General features: G+C 71.5%; 3 protein-coding genes. All 3 read left to right on the top strand.

Going from position 1 to position 3,946, the window contains the following annotated elements:
* The coding region (locus tag D183_RS0123525; RefSeq protein WP_017911154.1) for an ACT domain-containing protein at positions 1–1,644 on the top strand (1,644 nt) is incomplete at its 5' end.
* The gene (gene dapD / locus D183_RS0123520; RefSeq protein ID WP_017911153.1) at positions 1,644–2,639 is read left to right on the top strand and encodes a 2,3,4,5-tetrahydropyridine-2,6-dicarboxylate N-succinyltransferase; all 996 of its coding nucleotides are present in this window, start codon (positions 1,644–1,646) and stop codon (positions 2,637–2,639) included. The genes D183_RS0123525 and dapD, both read left to right, overlap by 1 nt.
* A gap of 1 nt (position 2,640) precedes the next feature.
* Positions 2,641–3,510, top strand: coding sequence for a hypothetical protein (locus D183_RS0123515; RefSeq protein ID WP_017911152.1), 870 nt, complete (start codon positions 2,641–2,643; stop codon positions 3,508–3,510).
* Positions 3,511–3,946 lie beyond the last annotated feature (436 nt).

The following is a 3,946-nucleotide window of genomic DNA, read 5'->3' as shown; positions in this document are numbered from 1 at the left end:
CCGCAGCCGCTGGACGGCGGCTTCTCGCTGCGCCGCGGCTACCTGGCCGCCGACGACGAGCGCTGGCCGCAGGCCGATCCGGTGCAGGTGTTCGCGCTGTTCGCCACCTGGGCCGCGCACGGCGAGATCCGCGGCCTGCATTCGCTGACCGCGCGCGCGCTGGCCGAGGCGCTGCCGAATCTGCCGGCCTACGCCAGCGCCAGCCCGACCGCGCGCGAGCGCTTCCTGGCGCTGTTGCGCGGCCCGCGCGCGGTGCAGACGCTGACCCGGATGGCGCGGCTGGGCGTGCTCGGGCAGTGGATCCCGGCGTTCGCGCAGGTGTCCGGGCGCATGCAGTTCGACCTGTTCCACGTGTACACGGTTGACCAGCACACGCTGATGGTGCTGAAGAACATGGCGGTGTTCGCCAACGCGCGTGCCGACGAGCGCTTCTCCATTGCGCATGAAGTCTGGCCGCGGCTGCGCAAGCCGGAACTGCTGCTGCTGGCCGGCCTGTTCCACGACATCGCCAAGGGCCGCGGCGGCGACCATTCGGAGCTGGGCGCGGTGGATGCGCGCGCGTTCTGCGCCGCGCACGCGCTCAGCGCCGCCGACATCGAGCTGGTCGCCTGGCTCGTCGAGCAGCATCTGCGCATGTCGGTGACCGCGCAGAAGCAGGACATCGCCGATCCGGAGGTGATCCATCGTTTTGCCAGCCTGGTCGGCGACCGCGAGCGCCTGGACTATCTGTACCTGCTGACCTGCGCCGACATCGCCGGCACCAGCCCCAAGCTGTGGAATGCGTGGAAGGACCGGCTGCTGGCCGACCTGTACTTCGCCGCGCGCCGCGCCCTGCGCGAAGGCCTGGAGCATCCGCTGCCGGTGGCCGAGCGCCTGCAGGAGGCGCGCGAGGCCGCGCGCGCGCTGATGCACATCCAGGGCCATGACGACGCCATCATCGACCGTCAGTTCGCCGGCATGCCGGACGAGAGCTTCCTGCGCTTCCGTCCCGAGCAACTGGCCTGGCAGGCGACCTCGCTGATGGAGGTGGAACTCGGTGGCACCCTGGTCAAGGTGCGCCCGGTCACCCCCGACGACGCGGCGCTGGAAGTGTTCGTGTATTCGCCGGACCGCGACGGCCTGTTCGCCGCGATCGTGATGACCCTGGACCGGCTCGGCTACGGCATCCATCGCGCGCGCGTGCTCGACGCCCCGCACGGGGCGATCTTCGACACCTTCGAGGTGATGCCGGCCGACGCCTTCGCCAGCGGCGACATCGCGCAGTTGCAGGCCGGACTGCGCGAGGCGCTGGCCGGCGACCTGGCGCGGCTGCGCCCGGCGCGGCGGGTGGTGCCGCGCCAACTGCGGCATTTCCGCTTCGCCCCGCGCATCGAATTCCGCGAAAGCCTCGACGGCCGCCTGACCCGGCTCAGCCTGGTCGCGCCGGACCGCCCGGGGCTGCTGTCGGACGTGGCCCAGGTGCTGCGCCGGCAGCACCTGCGCGTGCACGACGCGCGCATCGCCACCTTCGGCGAGCGCGCCGAGGATCTGTTCCACATCACCGACGAGCACAACCTGCCGTTGCCCGACGCCGCCCGCCAGGCGTTGCAGGCCGCGCTGCAGGCCTGCCTGGACCCCGATACCCCGCCTGGAGACCCCCGCTGATGGCCACCAAGAAGCCTGCCGCCAAGAAGCCCGCTGCCAAGACGGCGGCCCCCAAGAAGACGGCCAAGCCGGTTGCCGCAAAGCCGGCGGCGCCGACCGTGGCGAGCAAGCCCGCCAAGCCCGCGCCGAAGCCGCTGCGCGCCAAGCCGGTGGCCGTGCCCAGCGCCGACGAGCTGAAGTTCACCATCGACAGCGCCTTCGAGCGCCGCGCCACGCTGACGCTCGATGAGATCGAGGGGTCGACCCGGCCGGTGGTCAACCGCGTCATCGACGGCCTGGAAAGCGGCGAGTTCCGTGTCGCCGAGCCGGACGGGCACGGCGGCTGGAAGGTCAACGAGTGGCTGAAGAAGGCGGTGCTGCTGTACTTCCGGGTCAACGAGATGGCCGTGGTGGAAGCGCAGCCGGCGCCGTTCTGGGACAAGGTGGAATCGCGTTTCGCCGGCTATCACGAAGCCGAGTTCCGCAAGGCCGGCGTGCGCGTGGTACCGGGCGCGGTGGCACGCCGCGGCAGCTACTTCGGCAAGGACGTGGTGCTGATGCCGAGCTTCACCAACATCGGTGCGCACGTGGGCGAGGGCACCATGGTCGACACCTGGGCCACGGTCGGTTCCTGCGCGCAGATCGGCAAGCACTGCCACCTGTCCGGCGGCGCCGGCATCGGCGGCGTGCTCGAGCCGCTGCAGGCCAGCCCCACCATCATCGAGGACCACTGCTTCATCGGCGCGCGCTCGGAGGTGGTGGAGGGCGTGGTGGTCGGCCACCACAGCGTGATCGGCATGGGCGTGTTCCTGGGCCAGAGCACGCGCATCTACAACCGCGCCACCGGCGAGATCTCCTACGGCTACGTGCCGCCGTACAGCGTGGTGGTGTCCGGGCAGCTGCCCGCCAAGGACGGCTCGCACTCGCTGTACTGCGCGGTGATCGTCAAGCAGGTCGACGCCAAGACCCGCAGCAAGACCAGCGTCAACGACCTGCTGCGCGGGCTGGCTGACTGAGATGCCGGCGGCGGTGCCGGACCTGGCCGAGGCCGCGGCTTACCGGCACCCGTCCGCCGCCTGGTACGGGCGCGCGCTGCCGCGCCTGCTGCATGCGCCTGGCTGGACCCGGCTGCGGCGTGCGTTGACGCAACGCTGGCCGCTGCCGGCGCTTGCGAGCGACGTGCGCGAGGTGGTCTATCTGAACTGGTGGGTCGACGTGCGTCGCGCCCCGCCACCGCCGCCGGGTTACGCCCACGTCGTCCACCAGGGGCGCACGCCGTACACCATCCTCAGCTATCGCCACGGCCATTTCGGTCCGGCCCTGGCCGGGCCGCTGCGGAAGCTGCTGCCATCGCCGCTGCAGAGCAACTGGCGGTGGTACCTGCGTCGCGTGGACGATGTGAACGCCGGGCCGGTGGTGCTGTTCGACCGCAACGTGATGGATGGATTGGCCTACGTGGCCGGCGCACGCGCCGCCAGCGACGCCATGCAGCCGCACCTGGCCGCGCGCTTCGTGCACGCGCTGCAGTCCGATGGCAGCGGCCACACGCAGATCGAGCCGGGGCAGGGCAGCGCGCCGGCGCTGCAACTGCACTGGCAGCCTGCCGAGGCCTGGCACGATGCCGACTGGACGCCGGCGTTCGCCACGCGCGAGGCGCTGCTGCGCTTCCTCACCTGCCAGGACGAGGCCATCGCGCGCACCTGCGACGGCCGCTGGGCCAGCACCCGCATCGCCTTGCCGGTGGACCCGGCCACGCTGCAGCCGTTGCGGCTGACCGGGGCGCTGACCTGCCCTCGGCTGCAGGCGCTGGGTGTCGCACTGGAGGAGGGATTGGCCTTCCGTCTGCCGCGTGTCGCATTCCGGGTGGTGTCCGAACGGCTGCTCTGAGCGCCTGGCGCCTGGGTAACGCCGGCAGCGTGCAACCTGTTCGAGCGGTTCCGTCGCGTGCCCGCGGGTAGAGGACCATGCGCGCCGGTTGCACCGCAGCGTTGCCGTGTCTGTTGCGTCGAGGCTCGCCTCCGCTTGGTGATCGACGGTGCAGGAGATGGACGGCCGGCCGTCGGGTGAACCGGGCGATCCCGCGGCCGGTCGGGAGTGCTGTGCATACCCAGCGTACATGGGTGGCCCGATACGCTGGCGCACGCGATTGCGCCACTGCCGCCACGTCAGGGGGCGGGACGGAACAGGCCTGGCGCGCTGCCACGAACGAACAGGAGAGACCGATGCGTACGATCATGTGGGCTTGCTGGATGACGGCGGCGTTCGCGCTGTCCGGGTGCGGCCGTGAGGGCGCGCCGGCGTCGACGACGCCCAAACAGGGCGA

This window comes from Xanthomonas sp. SHU 199 (assembly GCF_000364665.1).
GTDB lineage: Bacteria > Pseudomonadota > Gammaproteobacteria > Xanthomonadales > Xanthomonadaceae > Xanthomonas_A > Xanthomonas_A sontii.
The sequence above is the reverse complement of the archived record's forward strand: the minus strand, read 5'-3'. Positions and strand labels throughout refer to the sequence as shown.

Bases quoted from the DNA above. Each gene is read 5' to 3' on its own strand.
- dapD (WP_017911153.1), top strand. From the start codon at position 1,644: ATGGCCACCAAGAAGCCTGCCGCCAAGAAGCCCGCTGCCAAGACGGCG.
- D183_RS0123515 (WP_017911152.1), top strand. From the start codon at position 2,641: ATGCCGGCGGCGGTGCCGGACCTGGCCGAGGCCGCGGCTTACCGGCAC.